The 25737-nt window shown below is 68.1% G+C and carries 30 protein-coding genes; 15 read left to right on the top strand and 15 right to left on the bottom strand.

Going from position 1 to position 25737, the window contains the following annotated elements:
- Positions 1 to 49: 49 nt before the first annotated feature.
- Entirely contained in the window at positions 50 to 796 is a 747-nt protein-coding gene (locus tag ACF8LI_RS05160; protein WP_392412278.1) for a GNAT family N-acetyltransferase, read from the top strand.
- Here the strand turns inward: ACF8LI_RS05160 and ACF8LI_RS05155 are convergent.
- Complete coding sequence (locus ACF8LI_RS05155; protein WP_392412333.1) at positions 772 to 1677, bottom strand: LysR family transcriptional regulator; 906 nt, start codon at positions 1675 to 1677, stop codon at positions 772 to 774. The two genes, ACF8LI_RS05160 and ACF8LI_RS05155, sit on opposite strands and share 25 nt — an antisense overlap.
- A 143-nt stretch (positions 1678 to 1820) precedes the next feature.
- Between ACF8LI_RS05155 and ACF8LI_RS05150 the strand changes: the two genes are divergently transcribed.
- A complete protein-coding gene (locus ACF8LI_RS05150) occupies positions 1821 to 2828 on the top strand; it encodes a tripartite tricarboxylate transporter substrate binding protein (RefSeq protein WP_392412276.1) in 1008 nt (335 codons plus the stop codon).
- A 9-nt stretch (positions 2829 to 2837) separates the two neighbouring features.
- Here ACF8LI_RS05150 and ACF8LI_RS05145 read toward each other — a convergent pair whose 3' ends face one another.
- Positions 2838 to 3719 carry a LuxR C-terminal-related transcriptional regulator gene (locus ACF8LI_RS05145; protein ID WP_392412273.1) on the bottom strand — a complete coding sequence of 294 codons (882 nt, stop codon included), beginning with the start codon at positions 3717 to 3719 and terminating at the stop codon, positions 2838 to 2840.
- A 106-nt stretch (positions 3720 to 3825) separates the two neighbouring features.
- Between ACF8LI_RS05145 and ACF8LI_RS05140 the strand changes: the two genes are divergently transcribed.
- Together ACF8LI_RS05140 and ACF8LI_RS05135 are read left to right on the top strand one after the other, a co-directional pair.
- Complete coding sequence (locus ACF8LI_RS05140) at positions 3826 to 4314, top strand: DUF3237 domain-containing protein (protein ID WP_016453040.1); 489 nt, start codon at positions 3826 to 3828, stop codon at positions 4312 to 4314.
- 46 nt (positions 4315 to 4360) lie between these two features.
- On the top strand, positions 4361 to 5368 hold the full coding sequence (locus ACF8LI_RS05135; protein WP_392412270.1) for a Bug family tripartite tricarboxylate transporter substrate binding protein: 1008 nt from the start codon (positions 4361 to 4363) through the stop codon (positions 5366 to 5368).
- Positions 5369 to 5371: 3 nt separating this feature from the next.
- On the opposite strand, the gene nth is transcribed toward ACF8LI_RS05135, so the two are convergent.
- The gene (gene nth, locus ACF8LI_RS05130; RefSeq protein WP_046987991.1) at positions 5372 to 6025 is read right to left on the bottom strand and encodes an endonuclease III; all 654 of its coding nucleotides are present in this window, start codon (positions 6023 to 6025) and stop codon (positions 5372 to 5374) included.
- Positions 6026 to 6235: 210 nt separating this feature from the next.
- On the opposite strand from nth, the gene ACF8LI_RS05125 reads away from it, so the two are divergent.
- Positions 6236 to 7306, top strand: a complete 1071-nt coding sequence (locus tag ACF8LI_RS05125; RefSeq protein ID WP_016445246.1) for a YhcG family protein — start codon at positions 6236 to 6238, stop codon at positions 7304 to 7306.
- A 62-nt stretch (positions 7307 to 7368) separates the two neighbouring features.
- Here ACF8LI_RS05125 and ACF8LI_RS05120 read toward each other — a convergent pair whose 3' ends face one another.
- On the bottom strand, positions 7369 to 8277 hold the full coding sequence (locus ACF8LI_RS05120) for a LysR family transcriptional regulator (protein ID WP_016445247.1): 909 nt from the start codon (positions 8275 to 8277) through the stop codon (positions 7369 to 7371).
- A gap of 116 nt (positions 8278 to 8393) precedes the next feature.
- On the opposite strand from ACF8LI_RS05120, the gene ACF8LI_RS05115 reads away from it, so the two are divergent.
- The 4 genes from ACF8LI_RS05115 to ACF8LI_RS05100 all read left to right on the top strand — a co-directional run bounded on the left by ACF8LI_RS05115 (position 8394) and on the right by ACF8LI_RS05100 (position 12571).
- Positions 8394 to 9881: an amidase gene (locus ACF8LI_RS05115; protein WP_392412267.1), complete on the top strand. Its 1488-nt coding sequence runs from the start codon at positions 8394 to 8396 to the stop codon at positions 9879 to 9881.
- 73 nt (positions 9882 to 9954) lie between these two features.
- Entirely contained in the window at positions 9955 to 10941 is a 987-nt protein-coding gene (locus ACF8LI_RS05110; protein ID WP_392412265.1) for a Bug family tripartite tricarboxylate transporter substrate binding protein, read from the top strand.
- Positions 10942 to 11120: 179 nt separating this feature from the next.
- The gene (locus ACF8LI_RS05105; RefSeq protein ID WP_016445250.1) at positions 11121 to 12317 is read left to right on the top strand and encodes a PLP-dependent aminotransferase family protein; all 1197 of its coding nucleotides are present in this window, start codon (positions 11121 to 11123) and stop codon (positions 12315 to 12317) included.
- Complete coding sequence (locus ACF8LI_RS05100; RefSeq protein WP_034363106.1) at positions 12314 to 12571, top strand: SlyX family protein; 258 nt, start codon at positions 12314 to 12316, stop codon at positions 12569 to 12571. Before ACF8LI_RS05105 ends, ACF8LI_RS05100 begins: the two co-directional genes overlap by 4 nt.
- A gap of 52 nt (positions 12572 to 12623) precedes the next feature.
- Here ACF8LI_RS05100 and ACF8LI_RS05095 read toward each other — a convergent pair whose 3' ends face one another.
- The 5 genes from ACF8LI_RS05095 to ACF8LI_RS05075 form a co-directional block, all read right to left on the bottom strand.
- Positions 12624 to 12758 (bottom strand): DUF3149 domain-containing protein, encoded by a 135-nt coding sequence (locus ACF8LI_RS05095; RefSeq protein WP_016445252.1) that lies wholly within the window; start codon positions 12756 to 12758, stop codon positions 12624 to 12626.
- A gap of 141 nt (positions 12759 to 12899) precedes the next feature.
- Positions 12900 to 13361, bottom strand: coding sequence for a type II toxin-antitoxin system YhaV family toxin (locus ACF8LI_RS05090; protein ID WP_043789674.1), 462 nt, complete (start codon positions 13359 to 13361; stop codon positions 12900 to 12902).
- On the bottom strand, positions 13361 to 13681 hold the full coding sequence (locus tag ACF8LI_RS05085) for a type II toxin-antitoxin system PrlF family antitoxin (protein WP_017404436.1): 321 nt from the start codon (positions 13679 to 13681) through the stop codon (positions 13361 to 13363). Before ACF8LI_RS05085 ends, ACF8LI_RS05090 begins: the two co-directional genes overlap by 1 nt.
- Positions 13682 to 13754: 73 nt before the next feature.
- Complete coding sequence (locus ACF8LI_RS05080; RefSeq protein WP_392412261.1) at positions 13755 to 15182, bottom strand: M20 family metallopeptidase; 1428 nt, start codon at positions 15180 to 15182, stop codon at positions 13755 to 13757.
- Positions 15179 to 16207 (bottom strand): tripartite tricarboxylate transporter substrate binding protein BugE, encoded by a 1029-nt coding sequence (locus ACF8LI_RS05075; protein ID WP_392412259.1) that lies wholly within the window; start codon positions 16205 to 16207, stop codon positions 15179 to 15181. Before ACF8LI_RS05075 ends, ACF8LI_RS05080 begins: the two co-directional genes overlap by 4 nt.
- A 189-nt stretch (positions 16208 to 16396) precedes the next feature.
- Here ACF8LI_RS05075 and ACF8LI_RS05070 point away from each other — a divergent pair, with 189 nt between their 5' ends.
- The gene (locus ACF8LI_RS05070; RefSeq protein ID WP_016453034.1) at positions 16397 to 17386 is read left to right on the top strand and encodes a LysR family transcriptional regulator; all 990 of its coding nucleotides are present in this window, start codon (positions 16397 to 16399) and stop codon (positions 17384 to 17386) included.
- Positions 17387 to 17495: 109 nt separating this feature from the next.
- A complete protein-coding gene (locus ACF8LI_RS05065; RefSeq protein WP_016445256.1) occupies positions 17496 to 18044 on the top strand; it encodes a DUF2721 domain-containing protein in 549 nt (182 codons plus the stop codon).
- 28 nt (positions 18045 to 18072) lie between these two features.
- Here the strand turns inward: ACF8LI_RS05065 and ACF8LI_RS05060 are convergent, their stop codons facing one another.
- A complete protein-coding gene (locus tag ACF8LI_RS05060; protein WP_017404434.1) occupies positions 18073 to 18978 on the bottom strand; it encodes an HTH-type transcriptional regulator ArgP in 906 nt (301 codons plus the stop codon).
- Between the two features lie 71 nt (positions 18979 to 19049).
- On the opposite strand from ACF8LI_RS05060, the gene ACF8LI_RS05055 reads away from it, so the two are divergent.
- Positions 19050 to 19700, top strand: a complete 651-nt coding sequence (locus ACF8LI_RS05055) for a LysE/ArgO family amino acid transporter (RefSeq protein ID WP_016445258.1) — start codon at positions 19050 to 19052, stop codon at positions 19698 to 19700.
- A gap of 40 nt (positions 19701 to 19740) precedes the next feature.
- On the opposite strand, the gene ACF8LI_RS05050 is transcribed toward ACF8LI_RS05055, so the two are convergent.
- Together ACF8LI_RS05050 and ACF8LI_RS05045 are read right to left on the bottom strand one after the other, a co-directional pair.
- A complete protein-coding gene (locus ACF8LI_RS05050) occupies positions 19741 to 20049 on the bottom strand; it encodes a hypothetical protein (RefSeq protein ID WP_016445259.1) in 309 nt (102 codons plus the stop codon).
- A gap of 56 nt (positions 20050 to 20105) precedes the next feature.
- Positions 20106 to 20594 (bottom strand): Lrp/AsnC family transcriptional regulator, encoded by a 489-nt coding sequence (locus tag ACF8LI_RS05045; protein ID WP_016445260.1) that lies wholly within the window; start codon positions 20592 to 20594, stop codon positions 20106 to 20108.
- Positions 20595 to 20691: 97 nt separating this feature from the next.
- Here ACF8LI_RS05045 and ACF8LI_RS05040 point away from each other — a divergent pair, with 97 nt between their 5' ends.
- Complete coding sequence (locus ACF8LI_RS05040; RefSeq protein WP_016445261.1) at positions 20692 to 21594, top strand: EamA family transporter; 903 nt, start codon at positions 20692 to 20694, stop codon at positions 21592 to 21594.
- A 91-nt stretch (positions 21595 to 21685) separates the two neighbouring features.
- Here the strand turns inward: ACF8LI_RS05040 and ACF8LI_RS05035 are convergent, their stop codons facing one another.
- Positions 21686 to 22471 (bottom strand): MetQ/NlpA family ABC transporter substrate-binding protein, encoded by a 786-nt coding sequence (locus tag ACF8LI_RS05035; RefSeq protein WP_017404430.1) that lies wholly within the window; start codon positions 22469 to 22471, stop codon positions 21686 to 21688.
- A gap of 198 nt (positions 22472 to 22669) precedes the next feature.
- Between ACF8LI_RS05035 and ACF8LI_RS05030 the strand changes: the two genes are divergently transcribed.
- On the top strand, positions 22670 to 22888 hold the full coding sequence (locus tag ACF8LI_RS05030; RefSeq protein WP_034363114.1) for a DUF3820 family protein: 219 nt from the start codon (positions 22670 to 22672) through the stop codon (positions 22886 to 22888).
- A gap of 40 nt (positions 22889 to 22928) precedes the next feature.
- On the opposite strand, the gene ACF8LI_RS05025 is transcribed toward ACF8LI_RS05030, so the two are convergent.
- Positions 22929 to 24269, bottom strand: a complete 1341-nt coding sequence (locus ACF8LI_RS05025) for a PLP-dependent aminotransferase family protein (protein WP_016445264.1) — start codon at positions 24267 to 24269, stop codon at positions 22929 to 22931.
- Positions 24270 to 24371: 102 nt separating this feature from the next.
- Between ACF8LI_RS05025 and ACF8LI_RS05020 the strand changes: the two genes are divergently transcribed.
- Entirely contained in the window at positions 24372 to 24857 is a 486-nt protein-coding gene (locus tag ACF8LI_RS05020; protein ID WP_016453030.1) for a PaaI family thioesterase, read from the top strand.
- 63 nt (positions 24858 to 24920) lie between these two features.
- On the opposite strand, the gene ACF8LI_RS05015 is transcribed toward ACF8LI_RS05020, so the two are convergent.
- Positions 24921 to 25457, bottom strand: coding sequence for a hypothetical protein (locus ACF8LI_RS05015; RefSeq protein WP_017404426.1), 537 nt, complete (start codon positions 25455 to 25457; stop codon positions 24921 to 24923).
- Positions 25458 to 25737: the final 280 nt, after the last annotated feature.

The following is a 25737-nucleotide window of genomic DNA, read 5'->3' as shown; positions in this document are numbered from 1 at the left end:
ACGCCAGCGCTATCGTGGCCCTGCCAAATGACCTGACCAGGAATCTCCGATGCCCCCCGCACTCAACGCCCACTCCCAACCCGTAGGCCACGACCTTCCCAACTGGACCCCGCGCCAGCGCCCGCCGCGCACGCCCATGCAAGGCCGCTACTGCCGGCTGGAGCCGCTGTCCGCCGCGCGCCATGCAGCCGATCTGTTCGATGCCTTCAGCCAGGCGCCGGACGCCAGCGACTGGACATACATGTCGGTAGGCCCCTTCGCGGATGCCCAGGCCTATCTGCGCTTTGCCGAGGCCGCCCAGGCCAGCGATGACCCGCTGCACCACGCCGTCATCGACCTGGCCACGGGCCGTGCCATCGGCTCGCTGGCGCTGATGCGCGTGGACACGGCCAGCGGCGTGGTGGAGGTGGGCTTTGTCTGCTACTCGCGCCAGCTCAAGCGCACGCGTGCGGCCACCGAGGCGCAGTTCCTGCTGATGCAGCGCGCCTTCGACGAGCTGGGCTACCGCCGCTACGAGTGGAAGTGCGACAGCCTGAATGCGCCGTCGCGTGCCGCGGCGGCGCGCCTGGGCTTCCGGTTCGAGGGGGTGTTCCGCCAGGCCGTGGTCTACAAGGGCCGCAGCCGCGACACGGCCTGGTTCTCCATCATCGACAGCGAATGGCCGGCGCTGCGCGCGGCCTACCAGCGCTGGCTGGAGCCGGGCAACTTCGATGCGGGCGGCGGGCAGGTTCTTTCGCTGTCCAGCCTGATGGAGCCGGGAGCGCAGCCGGCTCAGGAGCCTGCCGGCGTGGCGTAGTAGGCCTGCAGCACCTCGATCAGGGCCTGCGCATGGCGCGGCAGCCGGCCCTGGTCGCGCACGAGGATGCGGCGCTCGCGCACGCTCCATGCGTCGGTCAGATCGATCAGCGCCAGCCGCATGCTGTCGCTGTTGCGCCGCGCGGCGCTCTCGGGAACGATGCCGATTCCCACGCCGGCGCCGATCATGCGGCACATGGCGTCGAAGCTGGACAGCTGTATGCGCAGCTTCATGGGCTTGCCCAGGCGCTCGGTCACACCTGCCAGAAATGTCTGCAGCGTGCTGCCCTGCTGCATGCCGATGGCGTCCTCGTCCAGCGTCTCGGCAAACGCAATGCGCTTGCGCCGCGCAAAGCGGTGGCCGCGCGGCGTGGCCAGCACCAGCCGGTCGGTGCTGAAGTGGATGGTCTGCAGGCCCAGCGTGTCCACCTGGCCGGCCACGATGCCCAGGTCGGCCCGGCCGTCGAGCACGCCGCGCGCGATCTCGGCGTTGGGCCGCTCCTGCAGGTCCACGTTCACGCGCGGGTGGTCGGCAAGAAAGGCCGGCAGTATCTCGGGCAGGAAATCGGTCACGGCCGTGGTGTTGGCAAACACCCGCACATGGCCGCGCAGGCCGGCGCCGTACTCCTGCAGGTCGTGGCGCAGCTGCTCGGACTGCAGCAGCATGCCGCGCGCGTGGTGCAGGAAGGCTTCGCCGGCCGGCGTGGGCCGCACGCCTCGCGCCTCGCGGTACAGCAGGGGCATGCCCGCCTGCTCCTCCAGCGCCTTGATGCGCAGGCTGGCTGCGGCCAGGGACAGGTGCTGCCTTTGCGAGGCGCGCGTGAGGCTGCCCAGTTCGGCGGCATGCACGAACAGGCGCAGGTCCGTCAGGTCGAAGTGCATGAGGGGCATGAAGGGCGAAGAGGGCATGGGCGGGGTCAAGGCTTTGTCAATTCCGAAGGCCGGGTCAGGAAATGCGCGATTGTGCGCTGGCCCGGCACGGGCAACCATGCGGGCTTGCGACAAGAACAAATGGAGACATGACCATGCCGGATTCTTCCTTTCCCCTGCCGTCGAGCCTTTTGCACCGCCGAAGCCTGCTGGCCGCCGCACTCGCCTTGCCCCTGCTGGGCCATGCCCAGGCCTGGCCCGCGCGGCCCATCGTGATGATCGTCCCGCAGGCGCCGGGCGGCACCAACGACATCGTGGGCCGGCTGGTCAGCCAGAAGCTGGCCGAGGTGCTGGGCGCCAGCGTGGTGGTCGAGAACCGGCCCGGTGCGGGCGGCAACATCGGCACCCAGGCCGTGGCCAAGGCGCCGCGCGACGGACATACCCTGCTGATGACCATCAGCAGCAGCCAGGCCATCAACCCCGCGCTGTACCGCAAGCCGGGCTTCGATCCGGTGAAGGACTTCCGGCCCATCGGCCTGATCGGCTCCGTGCCCAATGTGTTGCTGGCCCATCCCGGCTTTGCGGCCAAATCCGTGCCCGAGCTGATCGCCATGGCCCGGGGCCGGCCCGACGAGTTCCGCTATGCCTCGGCCGGCAACGGCACGCTCAACCATCTGCTGGGCGAGATGCTCAACAGCATGGCGGGCATGCAGCTGCAGCACGTGCCCTACAAGGGCGTGGCGCCCGCGCTCAACGATGTGCTGGGCGGGCAGGTACCGCTGCTGTTCGGCAGCCTGCCGTCAACGCTGCCCCATATCCAGGCCGGCCGGCTGCGCGCGCTGGCCGTGAGCGGCGCGGCGCGATCGCCGCTGCTGCCTGATGTACCCACCATTGGCGAAACGGTGCCCGGCTACAACGGCACGCTGTGGGTGGGGCTGTTTGCGCCTGAAGGCGTGCCCGCGCCGGTGCTGGCGCAGTTGCAGAACGGCATGGCCCGCGCGCTGGCGGCCGGCGATCTGCGCGGCAAGCTCGAAGCCTCGGGCGTGGAGCTGGCCGGGCCGGCGGACAGGCCCGTGCCGCCCGCCCAGATGGCGGCCCTGCTGCGCGAGGACATCGCCAAGTGGGCGCGCATCGTCAAGGCGTCCGGCGCATCGCTGGATTGACGCAAGGCCTCAGCCCTGCGGCTCCATGGCCAGCGCGAACAGCTCGCTGCGAAAGTGGATGCCCAGCCGCGCAAAGGCGCGGTTGCGGTAGGTCTTGACGGTGGGCAGGCTCAGGCACAGGTCGCAGGCAATGCCCTCATGCGTCATGCCCTGCAGCAGCCGGGCGCAGACATCGAGTTCGCGCGGCGTCAGGTCGGGCTGTGCCTGCAGCAGGCGCATGCGCAGGGCCGGCAGTGTCTGCCGCTGCCGGGGCTGGCTGGGTGGGGTGGCCGGGGCCGAAGCCAAGGCCGTTACCACGGCGGGCTGCGCCTGCGCCTGCGTCAGCGCGATGTGCTTGTGCGCCAGGGCCAGCAGCACGGGCGCCATGTTCCCGAAGCAGTCGATCTGCGCATCGCCCAGTGCCCTCTGGTGCTGGTGGCGGTAGAAATTGACGGCAAACACACCGCCGTCGTCCTGGTGCTCGACGATGGACACGCGCTCGGCCATGCCGTGCGCGTCGTAGACCAGGGCGCGGTGCTCGCCTTCCTCCTCCTGGGCCGTGATGTGGCACAGCGCCGTGCTGCGTGCCGGGCCGGCGTCGCCGTGGTTCCAGGTGCTGTCGCGCAGATAAGGACCCGAGAGATAGGCCCACCAGCAGTCGCGCGTGGTGTCGCGCGCCTCGCTGCTGGCCGACAGGAACAGCTGCGGCCGGCTGCGCGGGCCCGTGCGGTAGACCGACCAGGAGGCGGCGGGCAGCAGCGGGTTCATGGCCTCCAGCACCTGCCGGGCGAAGCCGGGCTCGCCCAGGCTGGCGACCATGTGGCCGATGGCGTGGCTGGGCGCGTGGCCGGACGCATGGGCGCCCAGGGCGCTGGCGTCAGGGGTGTCGGAGGGGGCGGTCCAGTGTCTCAAGGGATGGCAGGGGCGGGCAGGGCGTTGTCATCTTCCGGGATGACGGCCGGCCCGGGCAATGGTGCTTATGCTAGGTCCCGATTCCATCCACCGGAGCCCCAGAACCATGCCAGATGACGTGCCGCAGCTTGCGGCCCTGCCCGATCCGCGCTTTCGCTTCTTCGCCGACCTGAGCGTGCAGGTGGGCCCGCCGCAGGAGGTCGGTGCCACCGCGCACGGCGGGCGCCGGCTGATCCCCATCCTGGGCGGCACGGCCCGGGGCGACGGCTGGAGCGCGCGCGTGCTGCCCGGAGGCGCGGACTTCCAGCGCATCGTGCACGGCGGGCTGGCCGAGCTCGATGCGCGCTATGTACTGGAGACCGATGCCGGCGACCTGATCTATGTCTGCAACCAGGCGCTGCGCAGCGGCGACCCGGCGCACATGGCAAAGCTGGCGCGCGGCGAGCCCGTGGACCCCGCGCACATCTATTTCCGCTGCGCGCCCCGCATGGAGACGGCCAGCCGTGCGCTGGCCTGGATCAACGAGCGTCTGTTCTTCGGCACCGGCGCGCGCCATCCCGACCGCGTGCAGATGCGCTTTCACGAGCTGCTCTGAGGGGGCCTTCCCCGCTTCGATACCTACAACACAGGAGACACAACACATGAACAACCCTGCATCCAAGGCGCGCCGCGCCGCCGTGGCCTGCACTCTTGCCGCCGTGCTGGCCACCGGCCTGGCTCCCTGGGCCGCGGCCAGCGCCCAGCCTGCTTTTCCGAGCAAGCCAGTGCGCCTGCTCGTCGGCTTTCCTGCGGGAACGGGGCCGGACATCGTGGCACGCCTGCTTGCGCAAAAGCTGTCCGAGCAATGGGGCAACCTGGGCGTGGTCGTGGACAACAAGCCGGGCGCTGGCGGCCTCATCGCCGCCAGCGAGGCGGCACGCGCCGTGCCTGACGGCTACACGCTGATGCTGGGCGAGACCGGCCAGCTCAGCATTGCGCCCAACACCTACCAGCGCCTGCCCTACGACCCGCAAAAGGACTTTGTGCCCGTCAGCCAGGTCGTCACCTCCGACTTCGTGCTGCTGGTCAATCCGCAGAAAGTGCCGGCCCGCAACGTGCCCGATTTCGTGGCCTGGGCGCGCCAGCGCAAGGAGCTGTTCATCGCCACCTTCGGCGCCGGCACGCCCGGCCACTTCGGCGCCTTCATGTTCGGCAGCGCCGTGCAGCTCAAGCCCGAGCCCGTGCACTACAAGAACACCAACGATGCCCTGGGCGGCCTGTTCAGCGGCGATGTGCAGGCCGTCTTTGCCACGGCAGCCCTGGCCGCGCCCCAGGTCAAGGCCGGCAAGCTCGCAGCCCTGGGCAGCACGGGCGCCACGCGCACCCCGTCCATGCCCGAGCTGCCCACCATCCGGGAGCAGGGCTATCCGTCGCTGGAGTTCAATTCCTGGTTCGGCGTGGTCGCGCCCGCCAAGACACCGCCCGAGATCGTGGCCAGGCTGCAGGCCGACATCGTGCGCGCCCTGCAGCAGCCCGACAGCCGCAGCCGGCTGGAAGAGGCCGGTTTCCGCGTGACGGGCACCACGGGCGACGAACTCGCCCGCATCATGCGCGCCGACACGGTCACCTGGGGCAAGGCCGTGGCGGCCACGGGCTTCAAGGCCGATTGAAGCTCAGCGCTTGCCCGCAGCCGGCGCAGGCGTCTTGGGCGAGTAGTCGCAGTACGGCGCCACCAGGCACTCCCAGCAGCGTGGCTTGCGGGCCTGGCAGACGTAGCGGCCCAGCAGGATGAGCCAGTGGTGCGAGTCCACGGCATAGGCCGGCGGCACGCGCTTCATGAGCTGCATTTCCACCGCCAGCGGCGTCTTGCCCGGCGCCAGGCCCGTGCGGTTGCCCACGCGGAAGATGTGCGTGTCCACGGCCATGGTGGGCTGGCCAAAGGCGACGTTCAGCACCACGTTGGCCGTCTTGCGGCCCACCCCGGGCAGGGCTTCCAGTTCCTCGCGCGTGCGCGGCACCTGGCCGCCGTGGCGCTCGACCAGGATCTGGCAGGTCTGCATCAGGTGTTTGGCCTTGCTGCGGTACAGGCCGATGGTCTTGATGTAGCCCTCCAGCCCTTCAAGTCCCAGGTCCAGGATGGCCTGGGGCGTATTGGCCACGGGAAACAGCTTGCGCGTGGCCTTGTTCACGCCCACGTCCGTGGCCTGGGCCGAGAGCAGCACGGCAGACAGCAGCTCGAACACGTTGGTGTATTCCAGCTCGGTCTGGGGCGAGGGGTTGGCGGCCTTGAGTGTGGCGAAGAAGGGTTCGATGCTGGTGGTTTTCATTGTGGGAAGCGCGTGTCCATCGATGTGGCGAGCATTGTCGTGCAAGTGTGATTTCTAGGACTGTTCTGGTTTTTGATGTCTGCGAGGGCCAGATAGTCTGGTTATGCCGTTGCGGCGTTGACGTGCTGGGGCCGCATGGCAATAGTGGGCCGGATCGATTCCGCCGACACCACACATACAGACAACACGCCACCAGGAGGGGGCGACCGCATGGCCACTCGCAAGATATCCGTTTCTCCCGCGATCGCGGCGGCGCAGACCCTGCTGGGTGATGTCCGCGACCTGATCGAGGCCGCGCGGCTTCGGGTGGCTTCCACCATCAACAGCGAAATGACCCTGCTGTACTGGCATATCGGCCAGCACATCCATGACTGCGAATCCGAGGTGCGGCAGGCCGGCTGCAGCGACAAGGTCCTGCCCTCCCTGGCCGGGCATCTGGTCCAGGGCTATGGCGGCAGTTTCTCGGAAAAGAACCTGTGGCGCATGGTGCAGTTCTCCACCACCTTTCCTGATGAGCCCCTGGTCATCTCGCCCACGCGGCAGTTGAGCTGGGCGCATTTCATCGCGCTGATTCCGCTCAAGGACGCCCTGCAGCGCGAGTACTACGCCAGCATGGCGAGCATTGAGCGCTGGAGCGCCCGCACGCTGCGCAGCCGCATCGATTCCCGGCTGTACGAGCGCACCGTGCTGTCCTTCGATGCGGACACGCTGGTCGCGCAGGAGCCCACGCAGCGAGCCACCGAGCGCATGTCGCCAGCGCTGTTCATGCGAGACCCCTACATCCTCGACTTCCTGGGGCTGCACGATGCCTGGCAGGAGGGCGACCTGCAGGCGGCCGTCATCCGCGAGATGGAAGCCTTTTTCCTGAAGTCGGGCATGGGCTTCAGCCTGGTGGCGCGGCAAAGGCACATGCAGATGGATGACCAGGATTTCCAGCTTGACCTGCTGTTCTACCACCGCAGGCTGCGGCGGCTGGTGGCGGTGGAGCTGAAGGTGGGCGAATTCGCGGCTGAGGACAAGGATCGGATGGAGCACTACCTGCGCTGGCTGGATCGGCATGAGCATGAGCCGGGCGAGGATGCGCCGCTGGGCATCATGCTGTGCTCGGGCAACAGCTCGGAGCAGATCGAACTGCTGGAGCTGGGCCGCGGCGGCGTCCAGATGGCCGAGTATCTGCCCGGCCTGCCTGCTCGCCATGTGCTGGCCCAGCGGCTGCGGGAGGCCACGCGCCGGGCGCAGTGGCACTGGGCACAGTGCCACCTGGAAGTCGGGCAGGGCTGAGCACGGGCGCCGGCCTGCAGTCCATCCCTTCCGTCTTTCTCTGCTTCTTCTACTTCGTCTTCTTACCCGGGAGGCAGCAGCTCCCGCAGATGCTCCACGAAGGCCCGCACTCCCTTGGACAGCGTGCGGCCTGCCAGCGTCTGCAGCTCGATGGCGCGTGCATTCATGCCGCGTTCGCGTATGGGCACCGCATGCAGTTCGCCACGGCGCACACGCTCGCGCATGGTGACCTCACCACCCAATGACAGGCCGCCGCCATGCAGCACGAAGTGCACCAGGGTCTCGAACTGGCCGCTGACCAGGGCAGGCTCGAACACCAGGCGCCGGTGGCTGCAGGCAATGTCGAACAGCTGGCGCGCGGTGTTGGCGTCCTCGGGCAGGGCAATGGCATGGGGATGCATCTGGGCCAGGGTGATGCTGGCATGCCGGGCCAGTGCGTGGTCGGGCCGCATGATGGCGACCACGGGCGAGACCTGGCGGTGCCAGACCTCGATATCGCGTGCCGCCGCACGGCTGTAGGTCAGGCCGACATCGGCCTCGCCGCCCAGCACGGCCTGGGTCACGGCGGCAGGTGCTTCCACGCGCAGGTGGAACTGCATGCCCGGGTACTGTTCACGAAACAGCGCCATGGCGCGCGGCAGGAATTCGATGGCAAAGCCGCCCGAGCTGCACACGCGCACCACGCCCCGGCGCAGGCCCTGCAGGGCCTCGATATCCGAGACCACGCGGTCAGCCTCCAGCGCACCGCGGCGCGCGTGGGCGGCCAGCAGCTCGCCTGCCGGGCTGGGCGCCATGCCGCGCGGGCGGCGCTCGAACAGCGGCACGCCCAGCATCTCTTCCAGACCGGCGACCTGGCGGCTCACGGCCGAGGGCGAGACGTTGAGCCGCGCGGCGGCATCGCTGACCGAGCCGCTGCGCACCACTTCGAGAAAGTAGCGCAGGGCCGTGTCCTGAAGGCGGTTGGAAAGCATATGGCTCCCATTTATGGTTTGCGGAAAACGCAACGATAAGCCGAGAAAATGGCGATTGTCGAAATATTTGCGCCTGCTTATGCTGACTTCGTTCTGTCACGAAAACGAGGAAATCCATGGAGTCAAGCACAAGCGCCGCTGCGCAGCAGCCGGATCTGGCCACCGGGGGTGGTGGCGTGGTGGAGATGTCGGCCGTCGCGCTGTCCAAGGCCATCCACGGCCGCGAGCTGTCCTGCCTGGAAGTGCTGGATGCCTACTGCGCCCAGATCGACCGGCTCAACCCCGTGGTCAATGCGCTGGTGGCTCCGCTGGACCGGGACTGGCTGCGCGGCCGCTCCCGCGAGCTGGATACGCTGCTGGCGCGCGGCCAGAGCCTGGGGCCGCTGCACGGCTTTCCGCAGGCGCCCAAGGACATCATGCCGGCCGCAGGCATGGTCACGACCAAGGGATCGCCGATCTTCGCGAACCAGCTGTCGCAGGCCGATTGCGTGGTGTTCGAGCGCATGCGCGCAGGCGGTGCGCTCTTCGTGGCACGCAGCAATTCGCCCGAGTTCGGCCTGGGCGGCCATACCTACAACCCGATCTACGGGACCACGCGCAATGCCTTCGATCCTTCGCGATCGGCAGGCGGCAGCAGCGGCGGGGCGGGCGTGGCCGTGGCGCTGCGCATGCTGCCCGTGGCCGATGGCTCGGACATGATGGGCTCGCTGCGCACGCCGGCCGCCTTCAACCATGTCTACGGACTGCGCACCTCGGTGGGCTGCGTGCCGCATGGCCCTTCGGAAGAGGTGTTCTTCCAGCAGTTCAGCGTGGCCGGTCCCATGGCGCGGGACATTCCAGACCTGGCCCTGCTGCTGTCCGTGCAGGCAGGCTTTGATGCGCGCCTGCCGCTGACCCGCCGCAGCGAGCCGCCCCAGGACTGGACCGCGCAGCTGCAGCGCGACTGCAAGGGCCTGCGCATCGGCTGGCTGGGGGACCTGGGCGGGCACCTGCCCACCGAGCCTGGCCTGCTGCAGACCTGCCGGGCGGCGCTGCAGCATTTCACGGCCGCAGGCTGCACGGTGGAGGAGGCCGTGCCGCAGTTCGATTTCGAGCGGCTGTGGCGCGCCTGGATCGACCTGCGCAGCTTCAGCGTGGCCGGCGCCAACGCCGCCTTGTACAACGATCCGGCCAAACGCGCCCTGCTCAAGCCCGAGGCCGTCTGGGAAATCGAGCGCGGTCTGGCGCTGCCGGCCATGGCCGTCTATGACGCGGCGCGCGTGCGCTCGGCCTGGTATGAAACATTGCGCCGCCTGTTCGACAGCTACGACTTTCTGGTGCTGCCCTCCGCCCAGGTCTTTCCCTTCGACGCAGCGCTGGACTGGCCTCACGCCGTGGACGGCCGCGAGATGGACACCTACCACCGCTGGATGCAGACCGTGGTGCCTGCCACCATGGCCGGCCTTCCGGCCCTGGCCGCGCCTGCGGGCTTCGGGCCGCAGGGCTTGCCTGCCGGGCTGCAGATCATCGGCCCGGCGCAGGCCGACCTAGCCGTGCTGCAGATCGGCCATGCCTATGACCAGGCCAGCGGCTTGTCGCGCGTGCGCAGCCCGCTGCTCGACTGAAGACTGACGACTGAATTGCCGCATTGAGCTGTTCCCAGGTTCCCGTTCCCTCGTTCCCCAGGAGATCCGTGCCATGGCCTTGTCCCGTTCCCGTTTTCTGTCGTGCCTGATGGCCGGCGCCGCTGTGCTTGCCTTGCCCTTGGCGCATGCCCAGGCCCAGTCCTACCCGGATCACCCGATCAAGCTGGTCGTGCCCTTTGCGCCCGGCGGCGCCACCGACATCCTGGGCCGCCTGCTGGCCACATCGCTGGGAGAGCGTCTGGGCCAGCCCGTGGTGGTGGAAAACCGTCCCGGCGCGGGCACCGTGGTGGCGGGCGCGCTGGTGGCCAAGGCGCCGCCCGATGGCTACACGCTGCTGCTGGGCGCCAGCACCACGCTGACGCTGAACCCCGTGATCCGCAACCCGCTGCCCTACGATCCGCTGCGCAGCTTCACGCCGCTGGGCCTGGTGGCCGACATGGGGCTGGTGCTGGTGGCGCACAACGAAACGCCTGCACGCACCCTGCCTGAACTCGTGGCCCTGGCCAAGGCCGATCCGGACAAGCTGTCCTACGGCTCCTTCGGCACGGGGTCGTCGGTGCACTTCGGTGGCGAAATGCTCAAGACCGCCACGGGCATGCGCATGGTGCATGTGCCCTTCAACGGCAGCTCGCCCAGCCTGACCGCGCTGATGGGCGGCCAGGTGCAGGTGGCCGTGGACACGGTGGTGGCTACCACGCCGCTGATCAAGGCCGGCAAGATCCGCCCCATCGCGGCCCTGGGCCCGCAGCGCCTGGCCCTGCTGCCCCAGGTGCCCACCGTGGCCGAAAGCGGCTACCCCGGCTTTGCCATGGACACCTGGTTTGCCTTCCTCGCACCGGCCGGCCTGCCCGCTCCCATCCAGAAGAAGCTGGAAAAGGCGCTGGCTGACACCATGGCCGAGCCGGCCATGAAGAAGAAGCTGGTGGACATCGGCCTGTCGCCCGCATGGGGTCCGGGCAGCGCGCTGCAGGAGCGCATCGAGCGCGAACTGCCGCAGATGCGCGCCGTGGCCGCCAGGGCCGACATCAAGGTGGATTGAACGCAGCTGCCTTCCGGGAGAGAGGGGGCAGAGATGGCGTCGTCCCCCTTGGGGGGCGCCGTGCAACGGGAAGGCGCGAAGCGACTCAGGGGACTTCTAATCGTGCAGGAAAGCTGCGGCAGGATTGGCGACAATGCAGGCTTCGCCTTTTCATCGCATCGACAACGAGAATCCTGCCCATGCAATTCGCCGACCGTCTGAACAACGTAGAAACCTCCGCCATCCGCGAGCTGTTCAAGCTGCTGGGCAAGCCCGGCATCATCAGCTTCGCGGGTGGTTTTCCGGACAGCGCCATGTTCGACGTGGCCGGCATCAGCGCCGCCTCCCAGGCAGCGCTGCAGCAGGAGCCGGGCGCCGCGCTGCAGTACGGCGCCACCGAGGGCTACCAGCCGCTGCGCGAGCAGATCGCCGCCTTCATGGCGGGCAAGGGCGTGCGTGAGCTGGCCCCCGAGCAACTGGTGGTCACCACGGGCAGCCAGCAGGCGCTGGACCTGCTGGGCAAGACCATGATCAACCCCGGCGACAAGGTCATCGTGGAAGGCCCGACCTTCCTGGCCACCATCCAGTGCTTTCGCCTGTACGGCGCGCAAGTCATCAGCGCGCCCATCGATGCCGAAGGCGCCCAGGTCGATGCGCTGGAAAAGCTCATTGCCGAGCACCGCCCCAAGCTGGTCTACCTGATTCCCACCTTCGGCAATCCCAGCGGCGCCATGCTGAGCCTGGAGCGCCGCAAGAAGGTGCTGGAGCTGGCCGTCAAGTACCAGACCCTGGTGGTGGAAGACGATCCCTACGGCGACCTGTATTTTGGCGAGGCGCCACCTCCCAGCCTGCTGGCCCTGTCCAGCCAGGTGCCCGGCAGCCGCGATTGGCTGGCGCACTGCGGCTCGCTGAGCAAGGTGCTCAGCCCCGGCCTGCGCATCGGCTGGCTGGTGGCCCCGCCCGAGCTGCTGGCCCGCGCCGTGATGTGCAAGCAGTTCAGCGACGCCCACACCAGCACCTTTGCCCAGGCCACGGCCGCGCAGTACCTGAAGTCCGGCGCCATGCCCGCCACGCTGGCCCATGTGCGCGAGGTCTATGCGCGCCGCGCCAAGGCCATGGGCGATGCGCTGCGCGAGCACCTCGGCGATGCCGTGGAATTCCTGCAGCCCCAGGGCGGCCTGTTCCTGTGGGTGCGCCTGACCGGCAAGGGCGGCGCGCTGGCCGATGCCGGCGAGCTGGCCAAGCGGGCCATCGCCCAGGGCGTGGCCTTTGTGCCGGGCGCGCCGTTCTTCGCGCAAAACCCCGATGCCACCAGCTTCCGCCTTTCGTTCGCCACGGCCGACGAGGACAAGATCCGCGAAGGCATCGCCCGCCTGGCCCAGGCGCTCAAGGCGTGAGCGTGGCAGGGGACAACGAGCGCAGGGGCGAACGCGACGAGGCCCAGGCCCTGCAGGCGCGCGTGATGGAGCTGGAGATCAAGGCCAGCTACACCGACGACCTGCTGGAGCAACTGAACCTGACCATCTACCGCCAGCAGCAGCAGATCGACCGGCTCCTGGACGAACTGCGCGACCTGCGCCGACGGGTGCCGGAGGGCGGGCCCGCCGGCGGTGCGACCCATCTGCGCGACGAGCTGCCCCCGCACTATTGAGTGCGCAGGGCTGCATGCGAATGCCCAGGCCAGGCCCTGCCTGGGCATCTTTTCATTCAAGCGGCTTGTTGGCCACGTGCTTCATCTTGCCCAGGAACAGGCGCAGGAAAAAGCCCGCCATGATCAGGATGAAGACGATGACGCCCAGGCTCATCAGCCCGTAGTCGGTGGAAAAGAGATCGATCATCAGCTTCACAAGTCCTCCTGTGGTTTGTAGGTATCGGTGGGGTCCCGATCCGACTATCGCCGTGGCATGGCGTGGAGGGCTTGTGATGGGTCAACGCGGCGGCGGGGCGGGTTTGCGGCAGCGCAAAGGCCGGGTGCCCGGCTACCGCGGGCCAGCGTGCCAATGTTCCGTGCTGGCCGCTTTCAGATCTTCCCAATCGTCGGGCGGATGGCCGCGTCCGAGCATTTTTTCGAAAACTGCATAGGGGTCGGATGCGCTGCCCGACGAGCGAAGGGTCTGCTCGTCGTTGACCCATGCGAAGACGATCACCCTGGAGCGGGAGTCGTACCGGAAGAACAGCCTGAACCTTCTGCCGATCTTGGCCCGCCGCCAGTGGCGGTGGCTGGCTCCCAGCGTATTGCCCTGGCGGTATTCGTCGCGTGAGGGATCGCCGGGAATCACTTCCAGCATCAACTGGCTCAGAGCCCTGAACAGTTTGACGTTGGCATTGGAGCCGAAGTCTTGCGGACTGTTGTGCTCTGCGCGTCGGGCGGCCTGGTGCAATTTGCGCAACTGTTCCACCACGCAGTCATGGAACAGCAGGGTCCAGCCGTGGCGCTGCATCAGATCACCACATCGCCCTGGATATCGTCATCCAGGTCCACCGTACGACCTGCGAGCGCAAGCATGTCGCGGGCCAGGTCGTCGGGCAGGCTCTGGAGCCTTTGGCCGGACTGGATATCGGCAGCCAGCAGATCGAGGAAGGCCGCTATGGCGGGGTCCTGATGCCCTTCTTCGGCGCGGCTGACAACGACCAGGCCATCCTCGCGCAGTCGGAATGCAATCTTGCCGCCCGCATCGACGCCCAAGGCCTGGCGTATGGGCTTGGGCAGCGTGACCTGGCCCTTGGAGGTGAGGGTGGCCAGTTCATGGATGTCGGGCATGGCGCAATCCTTCACAAATGACTTGGGAGATGAGTGTAAGGAATTTTCCTTGCATTCGTCGATGCCAAGGACATCACCCTCGCATGAACGGCAAGGGCACCTCCGCAGGAATCGGGCAGGCATAGGGCCTGCCGCCGCGGCGCTCGAGCAGCTCCGCCTTGGCCTCGGCCATGCGCTCGGGCCGCTGCAGCAGGGCGATGGCGGTGGCGGCCATCACCTGGGCGGCGCGCACCATGCCGGCGTGGGCCAGGCCGGACTGGCCCTGCGAGACCATCTGCCAGGAATGCAGCGGCGTGCCGAAGGCGTAGCAGGCCACCCAGGCCTGGACGGTGGGCGTGATCCAGCTCACATCGGCCACGTCGGTGGAGCCGAACAGGGTGTCCTCCACAGCGGGATCGTAGGGCGCCAGGCCCTCGAACACGGCCGGCACCTTGCCGCGCAGCACGCTGGCCAGCGGGCGGCTGACCTGGTCTACGTCATTGCTGTCCAGCGTGGCCTGGAAGTCGCCGGCCAGGCTGTGCAGTCCGGGGTCCACGCGCAGCGGGCCCAGGGCCTGCATCTGTTCGTACATGACCTGGTTCAGCGTGCGGTTCTGCAGCAGGTTGGAGCAGGCCTTGTCGAAGACGATCTCCAGCCGGCAATCCGTCATCAGCGCGGCGCCGCGCGCCACGTTCTGCACGCGCTCGTAGAGTGCGGCCGCGTCGTGGTTGCGCGCGGCCCTCACCAGGTACAGCACCTCGGCGCGCGCCTGCACCACGTTGGGCGACAGGCCGCCCGAGTCGGTGATGGCGTAGTGCACGCGCGCATCGGTGGGCATGTGCTCGCGCAGGTAGTTCACGCCCACGTTCATCAGCTCCACGGCGTCGAGCGCGCTGCGGCCCAGGTGGGGGGAGTGCGCGGCATGCGAGGCCTTGCCGTGGAAGACGAACTTCGCCTGGATATTGGCCAGCGTGCTCTGGCTGAACACGCCGGAGAAGCTGGCCGGGTGCCAGGTCAGCGCCGTGTCCACATCGTCGAAGACCCCGGCGCGCGCCATGAAGGTCTTGCCCGATCCGCCTTCTTCGGCAGGGCAGCCGTAGTAGCGCACGCGCGCCTTGGCGCCGCTGCGGCGCAGGTGCTCCTGCAGCGCGATGGCCGCGAAATGCGCCGAGGTGCCCAGCAGGTGGTGGCCGCAGCCGTGGCCGGCCAGGCCCGGGCTGTCGGTGGACGGCGTGCAGACCAGGGCGCCGCTTTGCTGGTTCAGGCCCGACAGTGCGTCGTACTCGCCCAGGAACGCCAGCACCGGGCCCTCGTCGCCCCATTCGGCCAGAAAGGCGGTGGGAATGCCGGCCAGGGCGCGTGTGATGCGAAACCCGGCCTGCTCCAGCGCATCGATGTGCAGCTGGGCCGAAGCCGTCTCGGCATAGCGCAGCTCGGCCAGCGACCAGATGCTGTCGGCCAGGGCCGCCATGCGCGCGGACTGCTGCTGGAAGAAATCCTGGAGATGATCGACCGCGCTCATTCCGGCTTCACTCCTGCCTTGTCCAGCAGCGCCTTGTTGCGCTGCAGTTCGCTGGCGATCTGGGCAGGGAAGCGGCCCTGGTCCATCTCGGTGACCGATGCGCCCAGCAGCTTCAGGTGCTTTTGCACCTCGGGCAGGCGCACGGCCTTCGTGGACGCTTCCTGCAACTGCCGGACGATGGCGGGCGGCGTGCCGGCCGGCACGACCAGGCCGAACCAGCTGATGCCCAGCTCGTTGAGCTGCGCATAGCCCAGCTCCTTGAAGGTGGGTACATCGGGCAGATCGGGCGAGCGGCTGTCGCCCGACAGTGCCACGGGGATGAGCTTGCCACCCTTGATCTGGGGCATGGCCGAAGGCAGCTGATCGGTCATCACCTGCACCATGCCCGCCAGGGCGTCGTTGAGGGCCGGGCCGTTGCCGCGATAGGGCACGATCTGGATCTGGGTCTTCATGGTCTCGTTGAAGGACGCCACCATCAGATGGCCCAGCGTGCCCAGGCCCGGCACGCCCGCACTGTAGGCGCCGGGCTGGGCGCGCAGCCTGGCCAGGAACCCCGCGAAATCCTTGACGCCCATCTTGGGATGGACCATGTAGACCGATGGCATGGTCACCAGGTTGGCCACGGGCAGGAGCCTGCCTTCCAGCCTGGCGGCGCGCTTATACAGCGAGGGGTTGATGGTGGCCGTGCTCACCGTGGCCATGCCGATGGTGTATCCGTCTGGCGCCGCCTGGGCAATGCTTTCGGTACCGATCAGGCCACCCGCGCCGGCCTTGTTGTCCACCACCACGGGCTGGCCCAGCGTGCTGCGCAGGCCTTCGGCGATCACGCGCGCGACGATGTCGGTGGAGCCGCCGGCCGCAAAGGGCACGATGAGCTTGACGGGCTTGCTCGGATAGGCGTCGGCCGCATGGGCCGTGCGGGCCAGGGTGAGGCCGCACAGCGCGGCGCAAAGGCCCGCGCCCAGGGAAAGCAGGGTGCGGCGCGGCAGGTGAGAGAGAGGCTGTAAGAGGGGCTTGGCTTGCATGGCATGGACTCCATCGACGGGGAGGGAGCCGCAGCCTGGGCCGTGCCGGCTCCCGATGCAGGCGACTATAGAAATCCTGCCGCCCGCGTGGGCCACGGTATTTGTGCCAAGCTATAAGCCGTTCCGATAGCTTGCCCTTCGCCGCCTGTGGCGCGCCAGGGCCTGCCTGGGGAAAACACCAAGATTCCCATGAGCCACGATTTTGACGACCGCGAAGGCCTGGACGATGCGGCCACGCCCCAGGGCCGGCTGCTGTTCTCGCGCCTGACCAAGCATGTGCGCCTGCGCCAGCTGCAGCTGCTGGTGGCGCTGCAGCAATGCGGCTCGGTGGTGCAGGCCGCCGCCACGCTGCACATGAGCCAGTCGGCCGCCACCCAGGCGCTGGCCGAGATGGAGCGCGTGCTGGACATCCGCCTGTTCGAGCGCCATGCGCGCGGCATACGCCCCACGCTGGCCGGCCAGACCCTGGTGGACACGGTGCGCGGCGTGCTGGCCGCGCTGGAGGAGGTGGCGGAATCGCTGGCCGCCATTCGCCGGGGCGCCGCGGCCGCGCTGCGCCTGGGCGCCATTCCGGCGGCAGCCCTGGCCATTCTTTCGCCCCTGCTGGCGCGGTTCTATGCCGAACACCCCGAGGTGCATGTCGATGTGCACGAAGACGCCAGCACCCGGCTGCTGTCCCAGCTGCTGGGCGGCGGGCTGGACGCGGTGTTCTGCCGCGAGCCGGCGCTGCTGCCCGGCCCCTTCGTCTTCGAGCCGCTGCTGGCCGACACGGCCGTGGTGGTGGCCGCACGCTCGCATGCACTGGCCGGGCGCCGTGGCGTGCCGCTGCAGGCCTTGACCGGCGCGCGCTGGGTACTGCCCACGGCCAACATCGCCGTGCGCGGGATTTTCGAGGCCGAGGTGCTCCAGGCGCTGCCCGATGCGCCCTGGTTTCCCGTCTCCACCGTTTCCCTGCCGATACTGGAGGGCCTGTTGAGCCAGCCCGGCGCCGTGGCCCTGGTGCCGTTGAGCATTGCGCCGGGCCTGCAGACCCATGCGCGCGTGTGCCGGCTCGACGTGCAGCTGACGGGCCGGCTGGCGCCGCTGGGCGTGGTCCGCCGCCGCGACCGGGCGCCCGCCCTGCTGGACCAGATGCTTTCGCTGTGCGCGCAGGTTCTGCCGGCACCCCCGGCGCGCTGAAAGCGGGCGGCATGGCTTCTTGCGGCCCCCGGTTGCGGCCACAATACTGTCCGCGCGAAAACACGGCAGCACGGCCGGACCAGACAACAGAAAGCACGCAGAGGACCGCATGATCAATTGGTCGCTAGACGCCGATACCGTCACCCACAGCATCCAGCTGGCGCTGGCGCCGGTGTTCTTCCTGACGGCCGTGGCCGGCATGATAGGCGCCGTTGCCGGGCGGCTGGCCCGCATCATCGACCGCGCGCGCAAGCTGGAGGAACTGCTGCGCACGCCGCAGGAGGAGGAATTCATCGCGCGCAGCCTGACCGAGCTGCACTTTCTGCGCAAGCGCGGCCGGCTGGCCAATGTCTGCATAGGGCTGCTGACCGTCTGCGGCTTTTGCATCGGCCTGACCATTGCCCTGCTGTTCCTGGGCGAGGCCTACGGCATCAACGGCCATGGCTATGCGGTGCTGGGCTTTCTGTTCGGCGTGCTGATGTTTCTCTCGGCCCTGGCCTGCTTTCTCTGGGAAACCATCATGGCCACCAGCCTGCTGGACTTCCACACCCTGACCCGCGTGCGCGCGGCTGTGCGCACCATACAGCGGCCGGAACGCAACGACCAGGCCCAGGCTGAGCCGTCCACCCCGGCAGACGACACCGGCCGCCAGCCCTGAGCCGGGCGCGGACGGCGCCGCCGCCCCCTCACTCCATCGGGTCAAGACAGGCGGCTGCCGCCTGGATCACGCAGTCCGTCAGCCGCTGCAGGCTGGCCTGCGCATTGCGCGCATGGGCCCAGTACATGGGAATGTCCAGATCGTTGCCGGGCAGCAGCTCCACCAGGCTGCCTTCGGCCAGTTGCGCGCCGATCATCAGCGGCGGGTGCATGCCCCAGCCCATGCCCAGCTCGCAGGCCCGCGTATAGCCCTGGTTGGACGGCAGAAAGTGGCGCGGCGTGCTGCGCCGGCCTTCCGCGCCCAGGCGCTGCAGCCACTGGTCCTGCAGGCTGTCCTTGCGGCCGTAGCTCATCATGGGCGTGCGCGCCATGGCCTCGGGCGTGATGCCGTCCTTGAGGTAGCGGCGGATGAAATCGGGACTGGCGGCCGCCACGTAGCGCATGCGTCCCAGCGGCCAGGTGTTGCAGCCCGGAATGGCCGAGGACGTGGCCGTGACGGCCGCCAGCACCTCGCCCTCGCGGATGCGCTTGGCCGTGTGGTCCTGGTCGTCGATGCTGATGTCCAGCAGCTCGTTGCCGTCGCGCGTGAAGGCGGACATGGCGTCCATGAACCAGGTGGACAGCGAGTCGGCATTGACGGCCAGCTTGAGCGTGGGCAGGGCCGTCTGGCCCTCGGGCACCAGTTCGGGGTTCTTGCGGCGCAGGTCGTTTTCCAGCAGGGCGACCTGCTCCACATGCAGGCACAGGCGGCGGCCTGCCTCCGTGCCTGAACAGGGCTGGCCGCGCAGCACCAGCACCTGGCCCACGCGCTCTTCCAGCAGCTTGATGCGCTGGGAGACGGCCGAGGGCGTGACGTGCAGCTTGCGCGCCGCGCGTTCGAAGCTGCCTTCGCGCACCACGGCTGCCAGGGCTTCGAGTCCGGCGTAGTCGAGCATTTAGATATTCTTCATTTGATTGAGTAAATGTAATTTTACTTAACCATTTGCGAGCCAGACAATCCCTGCCCATGTGGACTGCAAATGTTTCTTCTTCCTGGCTGGCGGGCTTCACGGTCTGCCTGTCGCTCATCGTCTCCATCGGAGCCCAGAACCTGTATGTGCTGCGCCAGGCCGTGCACGGCCAGCATGTACGCGCCTGCGTGGCATGGTGCGTGGTCAGCGACGTGGTGCTCATCGGCCTGGGCGTGGCGGGCATGGCCCGGCTGCTGGGCGACAACCCCGATCTGGCCCGCTACCTGACCCTGGGCGGCGCCCTGTTCCTGCTGGCCTACGGCCTGATGGCGCTGTGGCGCATGGCCATGGCGCCCGATGCGCAGCTGGCCGCCTCGGGCGGGCAGCTGGCGCCGCGCGGCCTGCTGGGCGTGGTCTCCACGCTGGCCGTGATCACCTTGTTCAACCCCCATGTCTATCTGGACACGGTGCTGCTGATGGGCTCCATCGGCGCGCGCCAGGAAGGCGCGCTCAAATGGGTGTATGTGATTGGCGCCGCTTCGGCCAGCCTGTCATGGTTCGTGCTGCTAGCCTTTGCAGGCCGCCGCCTCAGGCGCCTGTTCGAGAAGCCGCGTGCCTGGCGGATTCTCGATGGCCTGACGGGGGTGATGATGCTGGCGCTGGCCTGGTGGGTGGCCGGCAGCGTCTGGGCGCCGGCCGGGGCCTGAGCCGGCCTGGGCCGGCCTGGGCCGGCCAGAAGCGGCAGGCTCAGCCCGCCGCCTGCTCCGGCTCCGGTGCCCAGGTGCCCACGGCCTCGATGAGGTTCCAGCTGTTGCACTCGATGCAGTAGTGGCCGGTGGTGCCGGTCTTCTGGCTCTCGGCCTCGATCACCACGCGGTGACCATGGCGCTGGGCCGGCGACAGCGGACGGATCTTGTCGTACTTGAACTGCTCTGCCAGATCGCCGCGAAAGGCGATGGTGATGCGGTCGCGCTTGGGGAAATAGTCGTTCTCGTACTTGTCGAGGGTGCGGATGGCCACCAGATTGGCCATGCTGTCCGGATGCGGTGCGCTCATTGAAGTCTCCCTGCCTGTGATGGCGTTCTATGTTCAAAACGATCTGATGACGGTGGTCAGGCATCCGTGGCTTGCGGCTGCAGCGGTAGCTGCAGCCCGGTCTTGACGCGTTCCAGCGCTATCGAGGTGGTGTAGCGCCGGATGTTGTCGTCCCCCGCAAACAGCCGAGCCGCCAGCGCCTGGTACTCCTCCATATCGGCAGCCGTGACGATCAATGAATAGTCGGCTTCACCGGTCACGTAATAACACTGCTGTACCGCGTCCTCCCGATCCACGCGTGCGCGAAAGGCCTGCGACAGATCGGGGCGCTCGTTGACCAGCTGCACGTTGATGAGCACGGTCAGCGGCCGGCCTATGCGCGCCGGATCGACCACGGCCACGTTGGCCGCGATCACGCCCAGCTCCTGCAGCCGCTTGATGCGCCGCTGCACGGCCGGCGCGGAAAGGTGCACGCGCTCGGCGATGAGGCGCTGTGGCGTGAGGTTGTCGCGCTGCATCACGTCGAGAATGGCGCGGTCGAAGGAGTCCAGGGCGATGGCGGGCATGGGCGGCTGGCGGCGAGAAGAGGAAAAGAGCGAATATTGCGTGAAGCGGCTCAAAAACGAGCTGTTTGCGCGGTGCGCTTGCAATATCGTACGCGCCATGACAACAAACATCACATGGAACCGCGCCTGGCCGCTGCTGGCCGTGCTGGGCTCGGTGACGGCGCTGGGCGTGGGAACGTCACTGGCCAAGCAGCTTTTTCCGGTGCTGGGTGCCCAAGGCACCTCGGCATTGCGCGTGGGCTTTGCCGCGCTGATCCTGGTGGCCATCTGGCGGCCCTGGCGCTGGACGCTGGCGCGGCCTCAGGCCTGGGCGCTTCTGCGTTTCGGCGTGGCGCTGGGCGCCATGAACCTGCTGTTCTACATGGCGCTGCGCACCATTCCCTTCGGCCTGGCCGTGGCCATCGAGTTCTCGGGGCCGCTGGCCGTGGCCATCTACCACTCGCGCCGGCCCGTGGATTTTGTCTGGCTTGCGCTGGCGGTGGCGGGGCTGGCCCTGATCCTGCCCATAGGCGGTGCCAGCGCCGGCGCCCTGGTGCTGGAGCCCGTGGGCATTGCCTGCGCCGTGGGCGCCGCCATCTGCTGGGCGCTGTACATCCTGCTGGGCCAGCGGCTGGGCAGCATTCCCAGCGGCCAGGCCGTGTCGCTGGGCCTGGTGTTCGCCGCCATGGTGGTGGTGCCCTTCGGCGTGGCCGAGGCGGGGGCCAAGCTGCTGCAGCCATCCATACTTCTTTTCGGGTTGATGGTTGCGGCCATCTCCAGCGCCTTGCCCTACACGCTGGAGATGATGGCGCTGCGCCGCCTGCCGCCCGCCACCTTCGGCATCGCGCTGGCAACGGAGCCCGCGATAGCCGCCCTCATGGGCATGCTGCTGCTGCATGAGCAACTGGTGGGAACGCAGTGGCTGGCCATTGCCTGCATCATGGGCGCGGCCATGGGCAGCGCCATCACGCGGCCGGCTGCTGCGGCCAAGGCGCCGGCGGAGGTGGCCTCCGCAGGCTGAGGCAGGGAATGCCAGCCACAAAAAAAGCGCTGCCCCGGCAGCGCTTTTTTTCGCAACGGTCGCAGCCGGAAAGGCTGCGGCCACTTCGCATTCAGAACGCGGGAACGACGGCGCCCTTGTACTTCTCGACGATGAACTTCTTCACATCAGGCGTGTGCAGTGCGTTCATCAGCTTGGCGATGTTGGGATCGTTGGCGCGGTCCTGGCGCGACACCACGATGTTGGTGTAGGGCGAGTCGGCACCTTCGATGAACAGCGCATCCTTGGTGGGATTGAGCTTGGCCTCGATGGCGTAGTTGGTGTTGATCAGCGCCAGGTCCACATCGCCCAGTGCGCGCGGCAGCAGCGGGGCTTCGAGTTCCTTGAACTTGAGCTTCTTGGGGTTCTTGGCCACATCCAGCGGCGTGGGCGTCAGGCTCTTGGGGTCCTTGAGCTCGATCAGGCCCTGCTTGGCCAGCAGGATCAGGGCGCGGCCGCCGTTGGAGGGGTCGTTGGGGATGGCAATGGTGGCGCCGTCCTTCAGGTCCTTGACGTTCTTGATCTTCTGCGAGTAGCCGCCGAAGGGCTCCACATGGACCTTGCCATTGGGCACGGCCACCAGCGAGGTCTTGCGGTCCTTGTTGTAGCTGTCCAGGTAGGGCTGGTGCTGGAAGAAGTTCACGTCCAGCTGCTTGTCCTCGACTGCCGCATTGGGCTGCACGTAGTCGCTGAATTCCTTGATCTGCAGATCGATGCCCTGGGCCTTCAGCGCGGGCTTGATGTGATTGAGGATTTCTGCATGCGGCACGGCCGTGGCACCGACCTTGAGCACGTCGGCGGCCTGGGCTGTCAGTGCCAGCGTGGCAATCGCGATTGCGGAGAGGGCTTTCTTCAACATGACCGGAGGACTTTCTTCAACGGGTTGCGATAAAACGCCGCCGGCCCGGGAGAACGGCTCCGCGTCGGGCTTGGCGGCAGGCAGGCGCATAGTCTAGTGCTGCGCCAGGGGCCGCGTTGAACATTTTTGATATTTGGTTATAAGGCTGTGGTTTTTTATGCGGATTCTTGCGATGGCGCAGCGCGTACCATCGCCGCCATGGACTCCGAAATGCTGCAAAAGCTGGTGCTGGTACCAATGCCTTATGGCAAGTACAAGGGCCGGCTGATCGCCGATCTTCCCGGCAACTATCTGAACTGGTTCGCACGCGAGGGCTTTCCCAAGGGAGAGCTGGGCCAACTGCTGGCGCTGATGCAGGAGCTGGACCACAACGGCCTTTCGCACCTGCTGCAGCCGCTGCGCGACGGGCGGCGCTGAAGCGCAAGGCCCCTGAACCGGGCCCTGGCCCGGCACAGGCTCAGGGCGGAAAGCCTTCCACGGTATCCCGCAACTGAACGAGTACGGCCTCCAGTTGCGGCAGAGGCACTGAACCCAGTCCCAGGCGCAGCGCATGCGGGGCATGGGGTGTCGTTGCGTAGGCGTGGGCCTGCGATACGGCGATGCCGCACTGGGCCAGCGCCGTGGCCGCCCGGTCCATCCGCAGCTCCCCGGGCAGGCGCAGCCAGAGGAAGAGCGAGCAGGGGTGGGCCAGCATCTGCATTCCTGCCAGCGCCTTGCGCGCAATCGCCTGCCGGCGCCGTGCCTCCTGCCGCATGCGTTGTTCCTGCTGCCGCACGGAGCCGCTGGCCATCCAGCGCGTGGCCATGGCCGTGACCAGGCCCGGCATGCTCCAGTGGCTGGCGCGCACCACGGCCTTGACGCGGCCTGCCCATGCCTGGGGCACCACCATGAAGCCGAAGCGCAACCCGCTGGCCACGCTTTTCGAGAGGCTGGAGACGTGAATGCAGCGCTCTGGCGCCAGCGTTGCGAGGGCTGCGGGCGCCTTGCCTGCCAGAAAGGCATAGGCAGCATCCTCGATCAGCAGGCAATCGTGGCGCCTTGCGATCTCCACCAGGCGCTGGCGCTGCGCCAGCGGCATCACCCATCCCAGGGGGTTGTGCAGCGTGGGCATGGCATGGATGGCGCGTATGCGCCGGCGTGCGCACAGCCGCTCCAATGCATCGAGGTCGGGACCCTCGTCAAGGGCAGGGACCGGCTGTAGGTCCAGGTCCTGGAGCTCGGCCAGCATCCTGAAGCCCGGGTAGGTCAGCGCGTCCACGGCCACCGCATCGCCGGGCCGCAGCAGCGCACGCACGGCAATGTCCAGTCCTTGCTGCGCGCCGTTGACCAGGAAGATGCGTTCCGGCTCGGCAGCCAGGCCGCGTTCGCGGGCAAGGAAGTCGGCCACGATGCGCCGCTCGTGCAGCCGGCCGCCGGGCGGCTGCTGGTGCATGAGCGCAGCCAGGTCGCCCGAAGCAGCCAGCTCGCGCAGCATGGAGCGCAACAGCCCGGCCTGCCCCGGCCAGGTGGGATGGTTGAAGGACAGGTCGGCCGTGTCCGAACTCAGGCGGGATTCGTCGCTGCCATCCCATTCGCGCTGCTGCGGCCGATCCCGCACAAAGGTGCCGCGCCCGGTTTCGCCGATGACCAGGCCGAGGGAGGCCAGCCGCGCATACACCTTGCTGGCGGACGCCACGGCCATGCCATGGCGGGCCGCGAGGTCGCGGTGCGTGGGCATCAGCGTGCCGGGGGCGAGCCGGCCGGCGCGGATGTCTTCGGCCAGCCGTTCAGTCAGCAGAGCAACGCGAGAGGCAGCCATGGAGTGTAGTTAGGACAATTTTTTGATTGTTCCAGTCTAGGTCATCACACTGGCGAGACGGGCATTCCCGGGCCTTGCCCTCCCGCTCCAGACAGGAAATCCATGCATCTTCCCCGCACTTATCTCCCCGTGCTCGACTATCTGCAGCGGCAGATCGAAGGGCGGCTTGCCGCAGACGAGGCCACGCACATGCGCTATCCGACCGCGATCTCGCAGATGCTGGGGTTTCGCATAGTGGCCGTCGGCGAAGCCATGGCCGTCGTGGAGTTCGACGCCGATGCGCAGCGCCATGGCAACCAGCAGGGCACGGTCCATGGCGGGATGCTGTGCGAACTGGCCGATGCTGCCATAGGCACGGCGCATTCCACTTTGATGGAGCCAGGCCAGAGTTTCACCAGCATCGACCTGAAGGCGGCCTTCCTGCGCCCGGTCTGGCGCTCCAGGCTGTGCGCGCGGGCGTGGGCCGAGCACCGTGGGCGCACGATCAGCCACTACCGCTGTGAAATCGAGCGTGATGATGGCAAGGCCGTTGCGAGCATCGCCAGCGCCGTGATGACGCTGCGTGGAGAGCATGCGCAAGGCCGTTGAAGCAGCCGCTGGACAAAACAGAAAGGCCGCGACAGGCGCGGCCTTTTGCAAGGAGCAGGCGGTTTACTTGGCGGCAGCGCGGGCGGCTTCTGCCTTGGCCTTGGCTTCATCGGCCTTGCGCTGCAGCTCGGCTGCCTCGGTTTCGGCGGCCTTGGCCTTGGCTTCGGCCTCCTTGGCGGCAGCGTCCTTTTCAGGGGTCATGGCACCGGCCAGCGCATTGCCGGCCATGGAGCCGGCAACGGCGCCCACGGCGGCGGCGCCCAGCGTGCCCATCATGCCCGGGCCTGCAGCACCTGCACCTGCAGTGGCAGGTGCCGCTGCCGGAGCGGCGGCTGCGGCGGGCGCGGCCGGCGTTGCTGGCGTGGCAGGAGCTGCTGGGCTGGCAGGCGTTGCCGCCTTGCTGGCGGTGGGCGCCGCAGGCGCTGCGGGCTGGGCAGGGGCCTTGCCGATCGACGCCGGGCGCACGGACTTGCCGCCGCTGCCCATGCGCTTGGCCTGGGCCAGCGTGGGCACGGTCAGCGATGCAATGGCCAGGGCGATCACGGAGGCAGTGGTGCGGAACGAAGTCTTCACGAAGGTTTTTCCAATCATGGTGGTCATGTGCACGGTCGGCGCAGGCGGGCCTGCGCCGGTCGGAGCGCCACAGGCCGCCCGTCTGCGGGCAGGCCTGCGGCCTTGGGTGTCACATGGGGATGGGGCAGGAGATTCCAAGCACCGGCATGCGGATACGCCGGTGTGCAGCCTGCTGTTGTAGGAGAGCCACCGGCGCTGAGGCGGTGGCCTATGGGGCTGCGTCAAGCATTGTAGAAAAGACCGGGGCCTGCCGGAAAAGCAAGCCCACAAAACATTCTCAGCTATTGATTGCGGAGCAGTGCAGCGG

This window comes from Delftia sp. WSY_12, from assembly GCF_043104645.1.
Classification (GTDB): Bacteria; Pseudomonadota; Gammaproteobacteria; order Burkholderiales; family Burkholderiaceae_C; genus Comamonas; species Comamonas tsuruhatensis.
This window is presented reverse-complemented; position numbering and strand designations above follow the sequence as displayed.